This window comes from Prauserella alba, assembly GCF_024171735.1.
GTDB classification, from domain to species: Bacteria; Actinomycetota; Actinomycetes; order Mycobacteriales; family Pseudonocardiaceae; genus Prauserella; species Prauserella alba.
On sequence record NZ_JAMTCH010000004.1, the window covers coordinates 535,209 to 554,541 of the forward strand.

Consider the following 19,333-nt stretch of genomic DNA (forward strand, 5'->3'; position numbering starts at 1 on the left):
CTGCGCGCTCAGGCCGCCGGCGTGGGGTCGGGATCCTGCGCGCTCTCCTCGACCCGGTCCAGCTCCTTGCCCTTCGTCTCGGGCGCGGCAACGGCCATCCACGCGACGGCGGCCAGCACGACCGCACCGAGCACGATGAACGTGTTCGTCAGGCCGAGAACCGGCCAGAGCATGCTGCCGAAGATGAGTGGGATGAAACCGCTGAAGACCCGGCTCATCGAGGACGCCCAGCCGAATCCGCTGGCTCGGAGGTTGGTCGGGTACAGCTCCGAGACGTACGCGTACAGCACCGGGATGGCAAGCTGAACGACGAATCCGAAGATGCCGAGCCAAACCAGGGCCGCCGTCTCCATACCGAGAGTCAGTGAGAACGCCACCAGCATCACCGAGGCCAGCGGAGCCGACAGTCCCAGCACCCACTTACGGCCCATCCATTCGACGAGAAACACCGAGGTGATCACCCCGACGATGCCGATACCGGTCATCAGGGTCGTGTTCGCGAACGCGGCGTAGGTGTCGTAGCCCTCTTCCTTCAGGATCGACGGCATCCAGGTCAAGGCGACGTAGTAGACGGTCATGACCGTGATGAACAGTACCCAAGCCACCGAGGTGATCTTCGGATTGAAGGTCCAGATCATCCGCAACTGGCCGAGTGCGGCGCGCACGCCACCGGTGCCCTCCTTCGCGGGCTCGTCCGCGGCGACCGAGTAGGCCTGCGTCGTGGCCCCGGTCTGTGCGACGAGACTGTCGACCACGACGCGGGCATCGGCCTCCCTGCCCGCTTTCGCCAGATACAGCGGTGACTCCGGGATCCCACGGCGGATCCAGAACAACAGCAACGCCGGCACGACCATGATCAGGAGCATCCAGCGCCAGTTACCGTCCAGCGGCGAGAGGAAGGTCGCCGACAAACCGCACAACGTGCCGCCGATCGGCCACCACAGGTCCATCGCGGCGAGCACCTTGCCGCGCACTCTGCGCGGCGAGAACTCCGCAACGAGCGCGTAGTCGACGGGGATACAGCCACCCAGTCCCACGCCTGCGAGGAACCGGAACAGCAGGAAGACCTCGTAGTTCGGCGATACGGCCCCGAGCACGGAGAACAACGCGAACAGCGCCAACGTGATGCTGAACGCCTTCTTACGGCCCATTCGGTCGGCGATCGTGCCCCACACGACCGCCCCGACCGCCATGCCGATGAGGTTGGCCGTGGCGACCAGTCCACGCTCACCGGTGGTCAGTCCGAAGTGGTCGCCGACGAGCGGGGTGAGGAAACCGTTCAGAATGACGTCCCAGGCGTCGAACATGTACCCGAGTCCGCCGATGATGAAGATCTTTCCTTGGACGGACCACTTCCAGGGTAGGTCCTGAACGATCTGCTCGGCCGTTTTCATTGCAGACCTGCCTTTTCTTCCGTGGGTGGGGACGGGAAGTGCGCATCGGTGCCGCTCGTCACCGGCAGTACGTTCCTCAGGGCAAGCAGCTCATCGGGGGAATTGGTAGGCGAACGATTCGTCGTCCGGGTCGTTCAACGGCGTTCCGCTCCACAACCATTCGTAGGAAACATGGGACTCACCGGTGAAGTTCTTCAGCTTCGCGTCCCGCTCCCGCTGCTCCGGACCATCGGACAGGTGGTAGAACCGCTTGTTCTCGAGTGAAGCGTCCTGCACCATGCCCGCGTGTTTCGCGCGCCGCGACACATAACGGGTGAGCGCCCCCTCGACACCGCTGACCGGCACCGACCCGAGCTCCTCGGCCAGCACGGCTGCGTCCTCCATCGCCTGCGAGGCGCCCTGGGCCTGATACGGAAGCATGGCGTGGCAGGCATCACCCAACAACGCGACGTGGCCGTCCATCCACACGGGATCCGGCCTGCGGTAGTACAGCGCGAACGCCATCGCGTCACCTTCCGCCTTGGACAACATCGCCGGCACTCGGTCGTCCCAACCCGGGAACGCGTTCACGAGCTCATCCGATCCGACGGGTGCGCTCCATTTCTCGGCGACCTCGTCGCTACACGGCACGAGTGCCACGACATTGAGATACTCGCCGCCGCGGATCATGTAGTGCACGAGATGTCTTCCGGGGCCGTACCAGATGGTGCTCTGGAAGCGGTCCACCAGCCATCGTGTCGCCGGGTCGGCGGCGATCTTGTCGCCGGGAATCAGCACACGGTAGGCCATCTCGCCGGAGAACTCGAGGGTGTCGCGCATGCCGATCAGATCCCGCACCGCCGACCGGATACCGTCCGCGCCGACCACGACGTCGCTTTCGTACCGCTCACCGGATTCGGTCAGCACGACGGGCCGAATCCGGCTCGCCGTGTCCACTGTGGTCACCCGGCTTCCGGTGTGCACTGCGACCACGGGCCCCGGCCGTTGCTGGTCGAGGCAGGCGTCGAGCAGGACCTTGTGCAGATCCGCACGGTGGTAGTGCCAGTACGGAGCGTTGTAGGTCCGCTTGCAGTGCTCGCCCAGCGAGGTCAGGCCGATGACGCTGCCGTCCTGCCAGCGACGGCGCACCTGATCGAGTGGCTCGGTGTGGATCGCCTCCAGCTGCCTGCGCAACCCCAGACCCGTAAGTACCCGGCTGGCGTTGGGCGCAGTCTGGATTCCCGCACCGACCTCGCCGAGCTGCGGCGCCTGCTCGAGCACCGTCACCCGAAGGCCCTTCTGCCGCAGAGCGAGTGCGGCCGTCAAGCCACCGAGACCGCCGCCGACAATCGTGACCTCATAGGACTGACTAGCGTGCACAACGCCTCCACATCGCCGTGGTCACACGGCCGGAAAAATCCGTCCGCGTTCGGACTGATTTGATCCGAACACGGACTAACTTCCGAAGTCAATAGGAGGACTCAGGTTTAATGCGCGGGAAACAGGCCGGTATCAGGCGGTTCCCGCGGCCAGGTGCGCGAGGCCGGTGCAGCGTCGTAGGCCGGTGCAGCACACCGGTCACGACGCACCGGGCACGACGCACCGGGCAGGCGGAGCCGATTCCGACCGACGTCGGCCGAAACCGCAGCGAAAGGCCGAAGAATCAGTCCTCGACCAGGGACTCCCAGTGCTCGGCAAGAGCGTTGAGCTCGGCCAGCCATTGCTTGGTGACGGTGACGTCGTTACCCTCGACGAGCTTCTCGTCCAGGTCACGAGCGCGCCGGTTCACGCCTTCCAGCTGCTCCCGGCCCTCATCGGTCAGGTACAGGAGCTTGCGGCGCGCGTCGTTCTCGGCCGTTTCCCGCGCGATGAGCCCACGCACTTCGAGGCGGCGCACGACGTCTGCCATCGTCGACCGGTCCAGCGCGGCGACGTGCGCCAACGATCCCTGGTCCTCACCCGGATAATCGTCGACCGCGACGAGCACGGCGAACTGGGGACCCGTGATACTCGCGTCGACCATACGCACCCACGCCGCGAGGTATGCCTGGTACAACCTGCGCGCGACATACCCGGGTGCGTCGAGCAGCTCCTGCGGAATCGGCAGTTCGTCATCGGCCACCACGGCCCTCTTGCCGTTCGCCACGGCTCCACCCTTTCCCGTCGGCAGCCTCGACCCGAAACCTTCCGTACCCGGACCATTCGCACCATACCCGGCCGCCGAATGCCGGAGTGACGGTTCGCCCTACCGAGGACTCGCGTGCTCGTCGACGAACTCGTCGACGTGGCGCCAGGTCGTGCTGCGTGCGCCTCGCCCGGTGAGCACACCGAGATGCCCGCCGGGCGCGAGACGGTAGCGCACCTCCGGCGCGTTCTCGAGCAGGCCGACCAGCCGCTCCACCGCACGGCGCGGCGCGATGCTGTCGTTCTCACCTGCGATGACGAGCGTCGGGACGTCCAGTTTCGCCAGTGAGATCGTACGGCCGTCGAGTGCGAAGGTTCCTGCCGACAGGTCGTTGGCGCGGAAGAACCGGTGGTAGATCTGCCCGAACGTGCGGCCCGGATAGGCGAGCATGTTGGCCATGAAGTGGTCGACCGCCTCGATCTGCGCCAGGTAGTCACGATCGTCGAGATTGCGCAAAATGGCGAGCGGCTTCGTGACCTCCTTGTCGATCCCGGTCGCGCGGAACACCTGCGTCACCACGGCCGACGGCGCGCCGCCGAGCAGCCGGTAGAACGGCGTCAGGATGTGCCCGCCGGTGAACTCCACGAGCGGCCGGAACGGCGCGACCAGCGGGATCGCGGTGTAGTCGAACGGCGAGGCGATCGTGGTCAGCGACGCGATCGGCAGTTCCGGCCGGTCGGCGGCGGTCAGCACGGAGAAGATGCCACCGAGGCACCAGGCGACGACGTGCACGGGCCGCCCGCCCGCATCGTCGCTGACCTTGCGGATCGTGCGCGGAAGCACGTCGTCGATCCAGTGCTCGATGCCCAGGTTGCGGTCGGCGAACGCGACGCTTCCGTAGTCGACGAGGTAGGTGCGCCTGCCCCCGTCCGTGAGGTGCTCGGCGAGGCTGCAGCCGCGGCGCAGGTCGAAGCACAGCGCGGGCGCGGCCAGCGGCGGCACGAGCAGCACCGGGTCACCCGACGCGGGCGGCTGCTGGCCGGTCATCCGGTAGACCGACCGGTTCGGACCGCGGTCGATCAGCACCCGCGGCACGGGCCGGAGGTCGGCCACGCCGCCCTTGGCGACCTTGTCGGCGACGTTGGACACCGCGGACGCCAGCTGCGACGGAATCGCGATCACCGGGACCTCCAGCCGGCTCGGGTTCAGCTCCTGAGCGTCAGGATACGCGGCCCGTCCTCGGTGACGGCGATCGTGTGCTCGCTGTGCGCGGTGCGCGAGCCGTCGGCCGACCGGATCGTCCAGCCGTCGGGGTCGTAGACGATGCGGTCGGTGCCCGCGGCGAACCACGGCTCGATCGCGATGGTCAGCCCCGCTCGCAGCGGCATCCCGCGACCGGGGCGCCCAGCATTGGGCACATGCGGGTCCTCGTGCATGGTGCGGCCGAGACCGTGCCCGCCAAACTCGGTGTTGACCGGGTAGCCGTAGCGCGACGCGACCTCGCCGACGGCCGCCGAGATGTCACCGAGCCGATTCCCCGGCCGCGCGACCGCGATCGCCTCGTCCAGCGCGCGTTCGGTCGCCTCGACGAGCCGCACGTCGTCGCGCCCCGCGTCCCCGGGTCGCGGGGTGCCCACGATCACGGTGCGCGCCGAGTCGGCCACCCAGCCGTCGATCGACACCGCCAGATCCATGGTCAGCACGTCGCCGTCGCGCAGGTCGTAATCGTGGGGCAGGCCGTGCAGCACCGCGTCGTTGACCGCGAGGCAGATCACGTTGCGGAACGGTCCCTCGCCGAACGACGGCGCGTAGTCCCAGTAGCAGGACGTCGCGCCGCGGTGTTTGATCATGTCGCGCGCTCGATGTTCGAGGTCGAGCAGGTTGACACCGGGTTCGGCACGCTGCGCCAGGTCACCGAGGACCTCGGCGACGAACGTGCCGGTCACGCTCATCGCCTCGATCTCGCCGGGCGTCTTCAGCTCCACCATCGCCTACATCCTCCACCACGGACCGCACGCCCGCCGCCAACCCGAATACTTATACCGGTATTTCTATCACGTCTATCGGCCGCGAAGACACTCCCCCGACGCAACTCCCGCGACGACGATCCCGCCGCCGACGATCCCGGAGCGGCCGACGCGCGATCCGGCGTCACTCCAGGCCGAGCTCACGCGCGATCAGCATCCGCTGCACCTCGCTCGTCCCCTCACCGACCTCGAGGATCTTGGCGTCCCGGTAGAATCGGCCGACCGGAAACTCGTTCATGAACCCGTAGCCACCGAAGATCTGCGTGGCGTCACGGGAATTGTCCATCGCGGCGTTCGACGAGGCCAGCTTGGCGATCGCCGCCTCCTTCTTGAACCGTTCCCCGCGCAACATCTTCGCCGCCGCCTGGTAGTAGGCCAACCGTGCGGAGTGCACCCGCGCCTCCATGTCGGCGATCTTGAACTGGATCGCCTGGTAGGCGCCGATCTTGCTGCCGAACGCCTCCCGCTCACCCACGTACCGCAGACACTCGTCGACGCAGCCCTGCGCGAGACCGACGCTCAGCGCCGCGATCGCGATCCGCCCCTCGTCGAGAATGCGCAGGAACTGGGCATATCCGCGGCCCCGCTCCCCGAGGAGATTCTCCACCGGAACGCGGCAGTCGTCGAACGCCAGCTCGTGCGTGTCCGACGCGTTCCAGCCGACCTTCGAGTACTTCGGGGCCACCGTGAACCCCGGCGTGCCCGACGGCACGAGAATCGCCGAGATCTCCTTGCCGCCGTCCGGTTTCGTGCCTGTGACGGCGGTGACGGTGACGACGCTGGTGATGTCCGTGCCGGAGTTGGTGATGAACGACTTGCTGCCGTTGATGACCCAATCTCCCCCGTCGTCGATGACGGCGCGGGTCTTCGTCGCCCCGGCGTCCGACCCGCCGCCCGGCTCGGTCAGGCCGAACGCACCGAGCGCCTCACCGGTGCACAGCGACGGCAGCCACCGTCGCTTCTGCTCCTCGGTGCCGAACCGGTAGATCGGCATGGCGCCCAGCGACACGCCCGCCTCGACCGTCACCGCGACCGACGAATCCACCCTGGCGAGCTCTTCGAGCGCGAGGCACAGTGCGAAGTAGTCCCCGCCCATACCGCCGTACTCCTCGGCGATCGGCAGGCCGAACAGGCCCATCTCGCCCATCTTCGCGACGATCTCGTACGGGAACTCCTCCCGGATGTAGAAGTCCCCGATCACCGGCTTCACCTCGGACTGGGCGAAGTCGTGAACGGTCTTGCGCAGTGCTTCGTACTCGTCGCCGAGCCGGAAGTCGATCATGATGTCTGCTCCTGAGGGGTGACCAGTGCAAGCTTCTCGTCGAGCGCGACCTGTTGGCCCGCCCGCACGGGGAGTTCGGTGACGACGCCGTCGACCGGCGCGGTGATCGTGTGCTCCATCTTCATGGCCTCGACGACCAGCAACGGTGTACCGGCCGTGACCTCGTCCCCCTGCGCGGCCTTGACGACCAGCACGGTGCCGGGCATGGGGCTCGTCACCGGGCCCGCGTCGACGTCATCTGCGCGCGCGGCGAGCAGATTCGGCCGTTCACCGATCGCCACCGCGACGCCGTCGCAGCTCAACCACACGGTGCCGTCGGCGGCCTCGGCGCGCGTGTACCGCCGATATCGCGATCCACAGTGGACGTCGAGAGCGCGGGAGGACCCGCTCGCCGATGCCGCGACCGGTTCGGCGTCGCCGACCGTCACGAGCGCGCCCGAGGCGGGCCCTTCGACTCGTACCAGCCGTTCGGTATCGCCCGCACGCAGCAGGAAGGTCACACCCGCGGCCGCACCCATGCGCCATCCGCTGGGCACGTCCCACGGATCGATCACGGGGCCTGCCGGTTCCAGTGCGAGCAGCCGGTCGAGCGCGGCGGCCACGAAGAACTCCTCCGGCACGCCGGAACCGGTGAGATCCTCGAGGTTGCGCTCCACCAGGCCCGTGTCGAGGTTCCCGGAACGCACGTCCTCGTCGGACACCAGGCGGCGCAGGAACTCCACATTGGTCTGCAGCCCGAGGACCGCGGTGCCGGCCAGCGCCCGGTCGAGCCGGTGCAGCGCGGCCGACCGATCGGGGCCCCACGCGATGACCTTCGCCAGCATCGGGTCGTAGTCGGACCCGACCCGCGTGCCCTCCGCGACGCCGGAGTCGACGCGCACATACGGACCCGTGGCCTCGGCGAGCCCCAGCACGGTGCCACCGGTGGGGATGAACCCGCGGGCGGGATCCTCGGCGTAGACCCGTGCCTCGACGGCGTGCCCGTCGAGGCGTACGTCGTCCTGGCCGATCGTGAGCGGCTCCCCCGCAGCCACCCGCACCTGCCATTCGACCAGGTCGATACCGGTGACCTCCTCGGTCACCGGGTGCTCCACCTGCAGCCGCGTGTTCATCTCCATGAAGAAGAACTCGTCGGGATTGGTCGCCGAGACGATGAACTCGACCGTGCCCGCGCCGACGTAGCCGACCGACCGGGCCGCCTCGGCCGCGGACGCGCCCATACGGGCACGGGCGTCGGCGTCCAGCAGTGGCGACGGCGCCTCCTCGATGATCTTCTGGTGCCTGCGTTGCAGACTGCACTCGCGCTCGCCGAGATGCAGCACCGTGCCGTGGGCGTCGGCCAGCACCTGGATCTCGATGTGACGCGGCGTGTCGACAAAGCGCTCCATCAACAGCCGGTCGTCACCGAAAGCGCCGCGCGCCTCCCGCTGCGCCGCCTCGACCGCGCTCGCCAGCTCGCCCGGCTCGGTGACCAGCCGCATGCCCTTCCCGCCACCACCGGCGGACGGCTTGAGCAACACCGGATAGCCGACCTCGTCGGCAGCCGCCGCGTAATCCACCACGTCGGACTTGCCGGGGACGACGGGGACCCCGGCCGCGGACACGGTGGCCTTCGCGCGGATCTTGTCCCCCATGGCATCGATCGCCGAGGTCGGCGGGCCGATGAACACGATCCCCGCCTCGGCGCAGGCCGCCGCGAACTCGGCGTTCTCCGCGAGGAACCCGTAGCCGGGATGCACCGCCTGCGCCCCGGTGGCGACCGCGGCCTGCACGACATCAGGAACGGACAGGTAGCTACGGGCCGCCTCGGCAGGGCCGAGGCGCACGGCCACGTCGGCCTCACGGGTGTGCCGGGCGTCGGCGTCGGCGTCGCTGTAGACCGCCACCGACCGGATCCCCATGCTCCGCAGCGTGGCGATGACGCGGACGGCGATCTCGCCGCGGTTGGCCACCAGAACCGTATCGAACATGCCTGTCGAACCGTCCTCTCTCACATCCGGAAGACGCCGTAGCCGACCGGCTCCAGCGGCGCGTTCGCCGACGCGGACAGCGCCAGCCCCAGCACCGTCCTGGTGTCGGCTGGGTCGATGACACCGTCGTCCCACAACCGCGCCGTCGAGTAGTACGGGTTCCCCTGCTCCTCGTACTGCTGCCGGATCGGTTCCTTGAACGACTCCTCGTCGTCGGCGGACCATTCGCCGCCGCGCGATTCGATCGCGTCCCTCCGGACGGTCGAGAGCACCGACGCCGCCTGCTCGCCGCCCATCACCGAGATCCGCGCGTTCGGCCACATCCACAGGAACCGCGGCGAGTACGCGCGGCCGCACATCGAATAGTTGCCGGCCCCGAACGAGCCCCCGATGATCACGGTGAACTTCGGCACCCTGGCGCAGGCCACGGCCGTGACCATCTTCGCGCCGTGTTTGGCGATTCCGCCGGCCTCGTAGTCCTTTCCGACCATGAAGCCCGTGATGTTCTGCAGGAACACGAGCGGAATCGAGCGCTTGTCGCACAGCTCGATGAAATGGGCGCCCTTCATGGCGGATTCGGCGAACAGCACACCGTTGTTGGCGATGATCCCGACCGGATGACCGTGGATCCGGGCGAATCCGGTGACGAGCGTCGTGCCGTACTCCTTCTTGAACTCGGCGAACCTGCTGCCGTCGACGACGCGGGCGATCACCTCGCGCACGTCGTACGGCGTTCGCGAGTCGGTGGGCACGACGCCGTAGAGCTCGCGCGGGTCGGCGGCCGGTTCGCAGGCGGGCTCGACGTCCCACGGCTTCGGTTCCCGCGGTCCGAGGGTCGAGACGATCGAGCGCACGATGCGCAGTGCGTCGGCGTCGTCGGTGGCGAGATGGTCGGTGACCCCCGACTGTCGCGAATGGACGTCGCCACCGCCGAGCTCCTCGGCCGTGACGACCTCACCGGTCGCGGCCTTCACCAGCGGCGGCCCGCCGAGGAAGATCGTGCCCTGGCTGCGCACGATCACCGCTTCGTCGCTCATCGCCGGCACGTAGGCACCGCCTGCCGTGCAGGAGCCGAGGACGGCGGCGATCTGCGGGATGCCTCGGGCCGACATGGTCGCCTGGTTGTAGAAGATGCGGCCGAAGTGTTCCCGATCGGGGAACACCTCGTCCTGCCGCGGCAGGAACGCCCCGCCGGAGTCCACCAGGTAGATGCACGGCAGGTTGTTGTCCAGAGCCACTTCCTGCGCGCGCAGGTGCTTCTTCACCGTCATCGGGTAGTACGTTCCGCCCTTGACGGTGGCGTCGTTGGCGACGATCACGCATTCACGGCCGGAGACACGGCCGATGCCGGTGATGATGCCCGCGGCGGGAGCCTCGTCGTCGTAGAGCCCGGTCGCCGCGAGCGGCGACAGTTCGAGGAACGCCGATCCCGGGTCCAGCAATGCGTCGACCCGGTCCCGCGGCAGCAGCTTGCCGCGTTCCACATGCCGGGCACGCGTCTTCTCCGGACCACCCAATCGGGCGACGGCAAGCCGCTTACGCAGATCTTCGACCAACTCACCGTGCCCTGCGACATTGCGGGAGTACGCCTCGCTGTTCGGGTCAGCGTGGCTGGCGAGCGCCGGACCGTCCATGACACACCTCAGGGTTAGTAGCCGTTAACACCAGGTCCGATGTTAGCGGCTACTAACCCTGAGGTCCAGGCGTTCGACGGGAAAACCCGTCCGGAATCGACGTCAGCCGGCCGCACCCTCCAGTGCGGCCAAGTAGCCGTGGGACTGACCGGCGGCATTCGGGTGGTACGACTCGTCGACCGGCCACGTCACGCTGTGCAGCCACCAGTCGTCGGAACAGATCTCGTGACCGGTGAACTCGTCCCGGACGTCCACGAACGTGAAACCGGCGGCCGCGGCGCGCTCGGACGTGGTCTCCGCCAGCGCGTCGGCACCCGAGTTGATGGCCGCCCGCTTGGTGTCGCTCAGCCCGGCGTTGCAGGAACCTCCGATCTCGTAGAAGCGCGGGTAGCCGAGGACGAACACCTCGGCGTTCGGCGCGTTGGCCCTGATCTCGTCGTACACGCCGTCCAGCAGGCCCGGCAGCGTGGTGTCGACGTACTCCTTGGCCTCGTCGACCCGGTCGATACAACCCTGGTCGAAGCTCGTCGTGCAATCGATCATGACGTCGACGAACCCGGCGTCGTTGCCGCCGACCGACACCGTGACGACATCGGTGTCCGCGGAGAGCGCATCGGCCTGCGCGAGCACGTCGCCGGTGCGCGCCCCCAGGCAGGCCTCGAACTGGAAGTCGTTGATGCCATTGGCGTCGGCGTAGAGCTGCGGGTGGGCGTTCGCGCTGCGCTTGCAGCCGCCCGAATCGCCGTAGTCACCTGCGCCGGCGCCACTGGAGTAGGAGTCGCCGAGGGCGACGTAACTGTCGTAGGCGGTCGCTTCCGCCGCACCCGCGGTGGTCGCACCACCGACCAGCGCCAGCGCCGCGATCGCCGCCGCGGCGGCGATACGGGAACCTTTGACCATCTGGGGCCGCCTTTCCGTTTGCCGTTGGCCGGTAGACGAATACCAGCGGAAACGGTCCGGAAAGGAGGGAAAGCGCCAGAGTTACCCCGCACGGTTCATATCGGAAGTCGGGATGAAGTTAGCGCTCGCTAACTTCATCCCGTACAGTGACATCATGATCCCCAGTGCAGCGACCTCTCCCGGCGGCGGGACGATACCGCCCGGCGGCGGGAAGCCGTCCCGGCGGGACCAGATCCTGACCGCCGCGGCGGAGCTGTTCGCTCAGCACGGATTCCGCGGCGTCGGAATCGACGACATCGGCGCCGCCGTCGGAATCACCGGCCCGGCACTATACCGCCACTTCCGCAGCAAGGATGCGATGTTGGGCGAAATGCTCACGGGCATCAGTGAATACCTGCTCGCGGGCGGCACCGAACGCGTCCGCCGATCCGGTGACGTCGATGCGATCCTCGCCGGTCTCGTGCGGTTCCACGTCGACTTCGCGTTGCAGCAACCCGCGCTGATCACCGTCCACGAACGCAGTCTCGCGAGCCTCGCCGACGAGGACCGCAGGCGCGTCCGCAGGCTGCAACGCCAGTACGTCGAGGTGTGGGTCACGGCACTGCGCGCGGCCGTCCCGCGCTTGGATGAACCCCACGCCCGCTCCGCGGCACACGCCGTGTTCGGCCTCATCAACTCCACACCGCACAACCGGCACCTGCCCCACGAGGACCTGGCCGAACTGCTCACCCGGCTCGCTCTCGGCGCGCTCTACGCGGCGAAATAGACCCCTCGTAGCTGCGCCGCGACGATGATCACCCCTGCGGGCGCACGACGATCACGGCGCTTCTGGTGTTTGATGACACCCGTGCACGAGGAAGGAACGCCGTCGCGGCTCGTCGAAACCGCCCAGCGGGCGCTGCTCGCCATGCGGCTCGGCGACGACGCCGCTGCGATCGAAGCGGCAGCGCTCGAAGCGCTCGCCACCGACGACACGCGCGCGCTCATGCTGCTGTTGTTCGGCACCTGCAGCGAGATGGTCGCGACCCTCGGTGACGGGGGCGCCGCACCCGTCAAGGTGCAGGTCTTCGACTCCGAGGGCGAAGAGGTCGCGATCGACGACGCCGAGCCGCCCGTGCGCACCGCTGTCCGCACGCTGCTTGCCGAGGTCCACGGCAACACCGACGACGCCAGCCAGCAGCTGGAGATCGCACTCGCCAACGCCTCGCCGGACGAGGTGGAGAGCCTCATCGTGCAGGCACTGCGCTGGACCATGCGGCTGTCGACCGCGTGCCTGGAACGCGACCTGCCCGTCGAACCGTGGATCGCCGAGGCGCTGCTCGACTGAGTTCCTGGCGCGTCCTCATGCCCCCAGGGGCACTTTGGTTGCACTGAATGCAACCAACGTGCCCCTGGGGGCTCCACATAGATCGACACAGGCATCGGGTGCCTCCGGCGGTATGCTCGCCGTCCATGATGAGCAGCAGGTCCGCGAGCCGATGATCGCCGTCCGCACGGTCGTCGACCGCGTCGGGCCGACGTTGCTCCACGCGCTGCACCTGCCGGACGAGTCTGCCGCGGTCGCCGACGTCGTCATCGCCGAACCCGCCGCCGCGACGAACCCGGGGGCCGGCGACCTCGTCCTCGGCGTCGCCGTGCCGGACGCGACCGCCGCCGTGACGCTGTTGAAGGACTCCGCAGGTCGCGAGGCGACGGCGGTGCTGGTCAAAGCACCGATCGCGCAGCAGTCCGCCGTACGCGGGGCGGCGCGGCGCGCCGGCATCGGGTTGATCGAGGTGCACGAGGCCACCGCGTGGGCCCAGCTCGTCTGGCTGCTGCGCACCGTGCTGGACGCCGAGGCCGACGAGTCCGAGACCCTCGAGGCGGACCCGGCGGCGGGCGACCTGTTCCGGCTGGCCGACGCCGTGGCCTCGGTCGTCGACGCGCCCGTGACGATCGAGGACACGAACTCCCGCGTGCTGGCGTACTCGGCGCGGCAGGACCTCACCGACCCCGCGCGCGTGGCCACCATCGTCGGCAGGCGCATCCCCGACGACGTGCTGGCCCGCTTCCGGTCCCGCGGCGTTTTCCGTGACCTCACCCGCGGCAGGCAGACGATCTTCGTGCCGGGGCAGAAGGACGGCACGCTGCCACGTCTCATCGCGCCGGTGCGCATGGGCGGTGAGCTGCTCGGATCGATGTGGGCCGTCGTCGACGGCCCGGTACCGGACGAACGCGCCGCTGCCTTCGCCGACACCGCCCCGGTCGTGGCGCTGCACCTGTTGCGGCGCCGGGCACACGCCGACGTCCGCCGCCGCGCCTACGCCGAGGTGCTGCGGGAACTCCTGCACGGCGAGGCAGGACCGCGCAAGGCCGTCGCCGAGCTGGGCCTGACCGAGCAGCCGCACCGCGTCGTGGTCATCGACACTCCCGGCGGCGACACGCTCGACGGCGAAGGCATGCGGCTGGCGCTGCTCGAACGGCTGTCCCAGGGCATCGGCCGCCAGCCCGTCGCAGCCGAACACGCGGGCCTGCTGTACGCGGTCGTGCCGGAACACGGGGGCGCGGGCACCTGGCCGCAACTGCGGACGGCGCTCGACGACATGCAGGCGGGCCCGAAGGCGGGGGAACTCCACGCGGCCGCAGGCGGCGCCTACGAGCTCGGCGACATGCCGGCGTCGCGGGCCGAGGCCGACGAAGCGCTGGGCCTGCTGCGGTCCGGCGTCGTGCCGGGACGCACCGTCACGTTCGACGAGGTGTGGACCCCGCTCACGCTGCACCGCACCGCCACCGCAGCCCGGGCGGCCAACGTGACGGGCCTCGGCCCGCTCCGCATCCTCCTCGACCACGATCAGGCGCAGGGCACCGAGTACGTCGACACGCTCTACCACTGGCTGCGTCATCCCGGTGATCCGCGCAGTGCGGCCGCCGCGCTGCAGGTGCACCCCAACACGCTGCGATACCGCATGCGCAAACTGCTCGACCTCGCCGGTCTCGACCTCGACGATCCCGACGTGCGGCTGGCGCTCGTCGCACAGCTGCTCACCCTGCGCTGGTCGTGACCGCCACGACCGGGCGCGGGCCCGCCGTCACGGGTTCACGGCGAGCAGGGTCTTTCCCGCCACGGTGCGCGCATCGATGGCCGCGTGCGCGTCGGCCGCGCGTTCCAGCGGGTGGATCGCACCGATCCGGGGCCGCAGCCGCCCCGCCGCCACCTCCGCGAGGGCGTCTCGTGCGCACGTGTGCAGCGTCTCCGGGGTGGCGTCGAGTCCGCCGGTGACGGTGACGCCCCGCGTCTCCGCCTCCTCGGGAGAGATGCCGGTCGTGACTCCACTCGCCGCGCCGTGGACGATCATCCGGCCACCGGGTGCGAGCAGGCCGAACGCCGCGCGCCCGATGTCGCCCCCGACCCCGTCGTAGACGACATCCACGCCGCCCGGCCCTTCCCGGACCTCGTCCGTCCAGTGTGGATCGAGATAGTCGACGGCGTATGACGCGCCCGCGTCCAGCGCGAGCCGGCGTTTCCGCTCCCCACCCGCGGCGGCGACCACGACCGCCCCGGCTCCGACCGCGAGCTGCACGAGCAGGCCGCCCACTCCGCCCGAGGCCGCCTCGACGAGCACCCGCTCGCCGGGGCCGGGGGCCGCGCCGCGGTGCAGGAGCATCGCGGTGCGCCCGTCGGCGAGCACCGCGACGGCCTCCGGCATCGACACGCCGCCCGGCACGGGAAGGAGCCGATCCGCGGCGGCGACAGCGTGCTCGGCGTAGCCGCCACTGCCCGAGAGCCCGCTCACCACGCGGGCACCGACGAGCGCATGGTCGACCCCGCCGCCCGTCCGGGACACCACGCCCCCGACACCGTTACCGGGAACGAGCGGCGGCTCCCACGCGATCGGCCCACGGCCGGCACGCAGCTGCGTCTCGACGAACGTGATGCCCGCGTACTCGACGTCGATCAGCACCTCACCGCGTCCGGGTTCCGGCGTTTCCGCCTCTCCCGGTTGCAGCACCTCCGGTCCGCCCTGCTTCGTCCACCACACCGCTCGCATGCCGACCACCTTGCGATCTCGAGTGAACTAGAGGTCAACGTGTTGTCATCCTAGAACCACAGCGTGAGCCGATAATTGTTCTTGCAGCACGATGACACCGCCGTCCGGGTGGTTCACCGTGGTCGGAGACACCATTCCAACAAGACTCCATTCCCACCAGGCCCGTTCCCACAAGACCCCGTTCTCACAAGGAAACGGAACCGACGTGCGCCGGCCCGACCGGACTGGCGCCCGCCACCGAGGAGGAAGCCGTGCGCATCGCCGTCCCGAAGGAAGTCAAGAAGCACGAGTACCGGGTTGCCCTGACCCCGGCGGGAGCACACGAGCTGACCGCGCGTGGCCATCAGGTCTACGTGGAGGCGGGCGCCGGACTCGGTTCGGCGGTCCGGGACGAGGAGTACGTGTCGGCGGGCGCGAAGATCCTGCCCACCGCCGACGACGCGTGGTCCGAGGGTGACGTCGTGCTGAAGGTCAAGGAGCCGATCAGCGAGGAGTACGGCAGGCTGCGCTCGAACCAGGTGCTGTTCACCTACCTGCACCTGGCCGCGGACCGGGCGCTGACGGAGGCACTGATGGCCGCGGGCACGACCTCGATCGCGTACGAGACGGTGCAGCTGCCCAACGGGACACTGCCGCTGCTGGCGCCGATGTCGGAGGTCGCGGGCAGGTTGGCTCCGCAGGTGGGCGCGTACTCGCTGATGCAGCCCGGCGGGGGCCGCGGCGTGTTGATCGGCGGCGTCCCCGGTGTGCACCCGGCGCGGGTGGTCGTGATCGGCGGCGGCGTGGCGGGCCTGAACGCCGCGCGCATCGCGCTGGGGCTCGGTGCCGATGTCGAGGTCCTGGACACGAACGTCGACCGGCTGCGCCAGATCGACAGCGACTTCGGCGGGCGGATCCGCACGGTGACGTCCAACGCGTTCTCGCTCGAACAGGCCGTGCTGGAGGCCGACCTGGTGGTCGGCGCCGTGCTCGTGGCCGGAGCGAAGGCTCCGAAGCTCGTCTCGAACGACCTCGTGGCACGGATGAAGCCGGGCAGTGTGCTGGTGGACATCTCGATCGACCAGGGCGGCTGCTTCGCCGATTCCCGTCCGACGACGCACGACGAGCCGACCTACCGGGTCCACGACTCCGTGTTCTACTGCGTGGCCAACATGCCGGGCGCGGTGCCGAGGACGTCCACCTACGGCCTGACGAACGTGACGCTGCCGTACGTGCTGCGGCTCGCCGAGGACGGCTGGGAGGGTGCGCTGCGTGCGGACCCGAACCTCGCCAAGGGGCTCAACACACACGCGGGCGCACTGACGAACGAACCGGTGGCGACGGCCCACGACCTCACCTACACGCCCGCCGACCTGTGACCAGGCCATCCAGTGACGCGGTGACCCGGCCATTCGGTGATCCGGCGCCGTGGGCCGGTGTTCGCCCGGACGCCGGCCCACGGCCGTACCGAACCACCGGATACCGGCTGCGATCACACAGGGTGTGCAGCTGAGTCCGAGGTCTGCCGGCGAAGCCCTCCGGCGTGGGCCGCGATCGACCCCGGCGAACCGAGGCCGTGCGGCAGGGCAAAGGTGACTGCGCAGCGTCACACGACTAGGGGCGGCCCGCTCAACCAGCCTGGGGGTCACCGGGAGCGGGCCGCCACGTACCAGCTTAGGTCGTCGGTCGACGCTTCGCCGCCCCGGGGTCGGCAAGTCTTCAGGTTTTTTGTTCACAAGCCCCACCAGTGTCCCGTCAAGGCTTGACTTGACGCACGGTGAATGCCGACAGGAACACCCAGAGTAACCGTTTCCGGGCACCGCTCCGGGATTTCAACCGCGAATCACCCAACCTCCCCACCTGCAGCACAGGGCATGCGGCAGGATGGCGACCGCCACCGTGACGGGGCGCCCGTTCGCGAGCGCCGCGGACGCCCTCGCCCGCCAGACGGACGAGGGGCGCGCATCACCGTCACGCGGCGCGACCGCACGCCAGGCGCGGTCGCAGGGGCCACAGCGCACCAAAGGGGATGGACAATGCACGACGGCAGTGGCCGCATCGCGGTGCAGAACCTCACCAAACAGTTCGGGGCCGTGACGGCGGTCCAGAACCTGAGCTTCACCGTGGAACCGGGTTCGGTCACGGGGTTCCTCGGACCGAACGGCGCGGGGAAAACGACGACCCTGCGCATGTTGCTCGGACTGGTGACACCGACATCGGGTGCGGCGACGATCAACGGACGCCCGTACACCCAGCTCGGCAACCCGGCGCGGGTCGTCGGGTCGGTACTGGAGAACGAGGGCTTCCACCCGAAGCGCACGGCGCGGAACCACCTGCGGGTGTACGCGGCCGCGATCGGCGTTCCGGATCAGCGCGTGGACGAGATGCTGGGGATGGTCGGACTCACCCCCGCGGCGGACCGTCCTGCGGGCGGCTACTCGCTCGGCATGCGGCAGCGACTGTCACTCGCGACCGCGCTCCTCGGGGATCCGCAGGTGCTGGTGCTGGACGAGCCGTCCAACGGCCTCGACCCGGAGGGCATCGCGTGGCTGCGCGGATTCCTGCAGTCGTTCGCCAAGCAGGGCCGCACGGTGCTGGTGTCGAGCCACCTGCTTTCCGAGGTTGAGCAGATGATCGACCAGGTCGTCATCGTCAGCGCGGGCATGACGCGCTACTACGGCCCGCTGGAGCAGCTGCGCGCCTCGCAGCGTTCCCGCGTGCTGGTGCAGCCCGCGGACGCTAACGCGCTCGTGACGGCGCTGCGCGAGGCGGGTATCGGCGAGGTGCAGCCCGCCCACGACGGCCGGGTGGCCGTGACGAACGCGGGCGTGCAGCAGATCGGTGACGTCGCTGCGAAGGCGGGGGTGGCCGTCTACGGCATGGAAGAGGAGAAGGCCGACCTCGAGCAGCTGTTCTTCCAGATGACGAGCCCGCAGTACGCCGGGGGCCCGCCGCCGAACGGGCAACCGCCCCAGCAACCACCACAGCCACCGCAGCAACCGCCGGGGCCGCCACCCGGCTTCCCGCCGGGGCCGCAGGCCGGCCCGCCGCAGAATCCGTATCAGGCACCGGGCTACCAGCAGCCGGGCCAGCAAGGCTGGGGAGGTGGCCAGTGATGGGTAACCTGATCAAGGCCGAGATGCGCAAGATCCTCACCACGAAGAGCTGGTGGGGCCTGCTCATCCCGACGATGGTGCTCGCCCTGCTGTTCGCACTGGGCTGGGGCGCGATCACCAACGACATCAACGACTACCTCGGCAGCAGCGACGCGCAGGAACTCGGGCGTGCGGCCGGCGTGGAGGTCACGACGCTGCCCGTCGGCCTGCTGGCGCTCGCCCACGGGATCAACATCGGACTGCTGTTCCCGCTGATCCTCGGGATCCTCGCGATCGCGGGCGAGTACGGCAAGAAGACGATCACGACGACGTTCCTCACGGCGCCGAACCGCGTCTCCGCCCTCAGCGCGAAGATGATCACCTACATCCTGTGGGGCGCCATCTACGGTGTGGTCATCGTCGGGTTCGCCAGCCTCGGCACGGTGATCACGGTCGACTCGCCGGGAATTCCCGACGCCGGTTACTGGATGGGCATCCTCGGCGCGGGTGTACTGGCTTCGATCCTGGCGACGCTGTTCGGTGTGGGCCTCGGCGCGCTGTGGAACAGCACCATCGGCGCGACGGTGACGTCCATCATCTGGATCCTGATCGTCGAGAACCTCCTCGTGCTCGTCATGTGGGGCTGGGGCGGCATATCGTGGCTCGGGGGTGTCCTGCCCAACGGCACGCTGAACGGCATCGTCGGTGCGATCGGCGCCGAGGCCTTCGGCGCCGCCGGTGCGGCCGTGCCCGACACGATCGACGACGAAGCGGTGTGGCTCATGCAGTACACCGCGGGCGCACCGGGTGCGTTCTCGTGGTGGGCCTCCGCGCTGATCTTCATCGCCTGGGCCATGCTGCTGTTCGGCGGAGGCTGGGCGGCCAACCAGAAGCGCGACATCACATAGCAGGAAGTCGAC

Annotated in this window: 16 protein-coding genes; 6 read left to right on the plus strand and 10 right to left on the minus strand. The window is 69.2% G+C overall.

What is annotated here, in order from left to right; all coding sequences use genetic code 11:
* Nucleotides 1-8: 8 nt before the first annotated feature.
* From LY12_RS11360 to LY12_RS11400, 9 genes are all read right to left on the minus strand, one after another.
* Entirely contained in the window at nt 9-1,394 is a 1,386-nt protein-coding gene (locus tag LY12_RS11360) for an MFS transporter (protein ID WP_253855789.1), read from the minus strand.
* A 90-nt stretch (nt 1,395-1,484) separates the two neighbouring features.
* On the minus strand, nt 1,485-2,753 hold the full coding sequence (locus tag LY12_RS11365) for an FAD-dependent monooxygenase (RefSeq protein WP_253855791.1): 1,269 nt from the start codon (nt 2,751-2,753) through the stop codon (nt 1,485-1,487).
* Nucleotides 2,754-3,036: 283 nt separating this feature from the next.
* The gene (locus LY12_RS11370) at nt 3,037-3,519 is read right to left on the minus strand and encodes a MarR family winged helix-turn-helix transcriptional regulator (protein ID WP_253855793.1); all 483 of its coding nucleotides are present in this window, start codon (nt 3,517-3,519) and stop codon (nt 3,037-3,039) included.
* A gap of 99 nt (nt 3,520-3,618) precedes the next feature.
* Complete coding sequence (locus LY12_RS11375) at nt 3,619-4,680, minus strand: alpha/beta fold hydrolase (protein WP_253855795.1); 1,062 nt, start codon at nt 4,678-4,680, stop codon at nt 3,619-3,621.
* 23 nt (nt 4,681-4,703) lie between these two features.
* Nucleotides 4,704-5,486 carry a type I methionyl aminopeptidase gene (gene map / locus LY12_RS11380; protein WP_253855798.1) on the minus strand — a complete coding sequence of 261 codons (783 nt, stop codon included), beginning with the start codon at nt 5,484-5,486 and terminating at the stop codon, nt 4,704-4,706.
* A gap of 163 nt (nt 5,487-5,649) precedes the next feature.
* Nucleotides 5,650-6,807: an acyl-CoA dehydrogenase family protein gene (locus tag LY12_RS11385; protein ID WP_253855800.1), complete on the minus strand. Its 1,158-nt coding sequence runs from the start codon at nt 6,805-6,807 to the stop codon at nt 5,650-5,652.
* Entirely contained in the window at nt 6,804-8,777 is a 1,974-nt protein-coding gene (locus LY12_RS11390) for an acetyl/propionyl/methylcrotonyl-CoA carboxylase subunit alpha (protein WP_253855802.1), read from the minus strand. Before LY12_RS11390 ends, LY12_RS11385 begins: the two co-directional genes overlap by 4 nt.
* Before the next feature lie 20 nt (nt 8,778-8,797).
* A complete protein-coding gene (locus LY12_RS11395) occupies nt 8,798-10,411 on the minus strand; it encodes a carboxyl transferase domain-containing protein (RefSeq protein WP_253855805.1) in 1,614 nt (537 codons plus the stop codon).
* Nucleotides 10,412-10,513: 102 nt separating this feature from the next.
* On the minus strand, nt 10,514-11,311 hold the full coding sequence (locus LY12_RS11400; RefSeq protein WP_253855807.1) for an SGNH/GDSL hydrolase family protein: 798 nt from the start codon (nt 11,309-11,311) through the stop codon (nt 10,514-10,516).
* 154 nt (nt 11,312-11,465) lie between these two features.
* Between LY12_RS11400 and LY12_RS11405 the strand changes: the two genes are divergently transcribed.
* From LY12_RS11405 to LY12_RS11415, 3 genes are all read left to right on the plus strand, one after another.
* On the plus strand, nt 11,466-12,077 hold the full coding sequence (locus LY12_RS11405) for an SACE_7040 family transcriptional regulator (RefSeq protein ID WP_253855810.1): 612 nt from the start codon (nt 11,466-11,468) through the stop codon (nt 12,075-12,077).
* A gap of 72 nt (nt 12,078-12,149) precedes the next feature.
* Nucleotides 12,150-12,638 (plus strand): hypothetical protein, encoded by a 489-nt coding sequence (locus tag LY12_RS11410; protein WP_253855812.1) that lies wholly within the window; start codon nt 12,150-12,152, stop codon nt 12,636-12,638.
* A 151-nt stretch (nt 12,639-12,789) separates the two neighbouring features.
* Nucleotides 12,790-14,352, plus strand: coding sequence for a PucR family transcriptional regulator (locus LY12_RS11415; protein WP_253857309.1), 1,563 nt, complete (start codon nt 12,790-12,792; stop codon nt 14,350-14,352).
* 27 nt (nt 14,353-14,379) lie between these two features.
* Here LY12_RS11415 and LY12_RS11420 read toward each other — a convergent pair whose 3' ends face one another.
* On the minus strand, nt 14,380-15,339 hold the full coding sequence (locus LY12_RS11420; RefSeq protein ID WP_253855814.1) for a zinc-binding dehydrogenase: 960 nt from the start codon (nt 15,337-15,339) through the stop codon (nt 14,380-14,382).
* 251 nt (nt 15,340-15,590) lie between these two features.
* On the opposite strand from LY12_RS11420, the gene ald reads away from it, so the two are divergent.
* From ald to LY12_RS11435, 3 genes are all read left to right on the plus strand, one after another.
* On the plus strand, nt 15,591-16,697 hold the full coding sequence (gene ald / locus LY12_RS11425) for an alanine dehydrogenase (protein WP_253855816.1): 1,107 nt from the start codon (nt 15,591-15,593) through the stop codon (nt 16,695-16,697).
* Nucleotides 16,698-17,354: 657 nt separating this feature from the next.
* Nucleotides 17,355-18,434, plus strand: coding sequence for an ABC transporter ATP-binding protein (locus LY12_RS11430; RefSeq protein ID WP_253855818.1), 1,080 nt, complete (start codon nt 17,355-17,357; stop codon nt 18,432-18,434).
* The gene (locus LY12_RS11435) at nt 18,434-19,321 is read left to right on the plus strand and encodes an ABC-2 transporter permease (RefSeq protein ID WP_253855821.1); all 888 of its coding nucleotides are present in this window, start codon (nt 18,434-18,436) and stop codon (nt 19,319-19,321) included. Before LY12_RS11430 ends, LY12_RS11435 begins: the two co-directional genes overlap by 1 nt.
* Nucleotides 19,322-19,333 lie beyond the last annotated feature (12 nt).

Coding starts and splice junctions, on each gene's coding strand:
- LY12_RS11360 (WP_253855789.1), bottom strand. CDS start 1,394: ATGAAAACGGCCGAGCAGATCGTTCAGGACCTACCCTGGAAGTGGTCC.
- map (WP_253855798.1), bottom strand. CDS start 5,486: ATGGTGGAGCTGAAGACGCCCGGCGAGATCGAGGCGATGAGCGTGACC.
- LY12_RS11385 (WP_253855800.1), bottom strand. CDS start 6,807: ATGATCGACTTCCGGCTCGGCGACGAGTACGAAGCACTGCGCAAGACC.
- LY12_RS11390 (WP_253855802.1), bottom strand. CDS start 8,777: ATGTTCGATACGGTTCTGGTGGCCAACCGCGGCGAGATCGCCGTCCGC.
- LY12_RS11395 (WP_253855805.1), bottom strand. CDS start 10,411: ATGGACGGTCCGGCGCTCGCCAGCCACGCTGACCCGAACAGCGAGGCG.
- LY12_RS11400 (WP_253855807.1), bottom strand. CDS start 11,311: ATGGTCAAAGGTTCCCGTATCGCCGCCGCGGCGGCGATCGCGGCGCTG.
- LY12_RS11405 (WP_253855810.1), top strand. CDS start 11,466: ATGATCCCCAGTGCAGCGACCTCTCCCGGCGGCGGGACGATACCGCCC.
- LY12_RS11410 (WP_253855812.1), top strand. CDS start 12,150: ATGACACCCGTGCACGAGGAAGGAACGCCGTCGCGGCTCGTCGAAACC.
- LY12_RS11415 (WP_253857309.1), top strand. CDS start 12,790: ATGATCGCCGTCCGCACGGTCGTCGACCGCGTCGGGCCGACGTTGCTC.
- LY12_RS11420 (WP_253855814.1), bottom strand. CDS start 15,339: ATGCGAGCGGTGTGGTGGACGAAGCAGGGCGGACCGGAGGTGCTGCAA.
- LY12_RS11430 (WP_253855818.1), top strand. CDS start 17,355: ATGCACGACGGCAGTGGCCGCATCGCGGTGCAGAACCTCACCAAACAG.
- LY12_RS11435 (WP_253855821.1), top strand. CDS start 18,434: ATGGGTAACCTGATCAAGGCCGAGATGCGCAAGATCCTCACCACGAAG.